This window comes from Vibrio sp. Vb1574 (genome assembly GCF_033338675.1).
The window spans coordinates 1-1,136 of sequence record NZ_JAWOTC010000362.1; the positions used below are offsets into that span (position 1 = coordinate 1).

Consider the following 1,136-nt stretch of genomic DNA (forward strand, 5'->3'; position numbering starts at 1 on the left):
GTGAACAAGGCATCACAATCGATGTTGCTTACCGTTACTTCTCGACGCAAAAGCGTAAGTTCATCATTGCTGATACCCCTGGACATGAGCAGTACACGCGCAACATGGCGACAGGCGCATCGACGTGTGATTTAGCGGTGATCTTGGTCGATGCCCGTAAAGGCATTTTGGATCAGACGCGTCGTCACTCTTTCATTTCAAACCTATTGGGCTTGAAACATTTTGTTGTCGCAATCAACAAGATGGATTTGGTGGATTACTCACAAGCGCGCTTCGAAGAAATTCGTGATGAATACCTGAAGTTTTCTGAAAATCTAACTGGCGATATTGATATTCAAATTATCCCGATTTCAGCGCTGGAAGGCGACAACGTAGTGGATAAAGGACAGAACCTGAACTGGTTTGAAGGTCCATCGTTGCTTGAGTTGCTAGAAACGGTGGATGTCGACTACGAAAAAGGTGCGGGTGAATTCCGTTTCCCTGTTCAGTACGTGAATCGTCCTAACCTTGATTTCCGTGGCTTTGCGGGCACGGTGTCGTCTGGCTCTGTGAAAGTCGGTGATGCCATCAAAGCATTGCCGTCAGGTAAAACGTCGACTGTCGCTCGCATTGTGACCTTCGATGGCGACATTGAAGAAGCGCAAGCTGGTCTAGCCGTTACGCTGACTCTGAATGATGAAATTGACATCAGCCGTGGTGATTTGATCGTGCTTGAGAATGCGCAAGTACAAACCACCAACCATTTGCTTGCCGATGTGGTGTGGATGACTGAGCAGCCGTTGCAACCTGGTCGTGATTACGACATCAAGATTGCAGGTAAGAAGACCGTTGGTCACGTAGAGTCGATTCGTCACCAGTACGACATCAATAACTTGTCGACGCATGGCGCTGCGGAACTGCCTCTAAATGGCATTGGTTTGTGTGAGTGGTCGCTCAATGAATCAGTAGCTTTGGACAATTACCAAGACTGCGCAGATACCGGTGGTTTTATCATCATCGATCGCCTAACTAATGTGACCGTTGGCGCTGGCATGGTGAAAGAAAGCTTAACAGAGCTTGAACGCGGTTTAGCTGATGTATCTGCCTTTGAACTTGAGTTGAACGCCCTAGTTCGCAAACACTTCCCGCATTGGGAA

General features: G+C 48.0%; 1 protein-coding gene. It reads left to right on the forward strand.

The genetic code is table 11. The features are described 5' to 3' along the window. Positions 1–1,136: sulfate adenylyltransferase subunit CysN (gene cysN / locus R7O12_RS26195; RefSeq protein ID WP_318126983.1), on the forward strand; the 1,136-nt coding region annotated here is incomplete at both ends.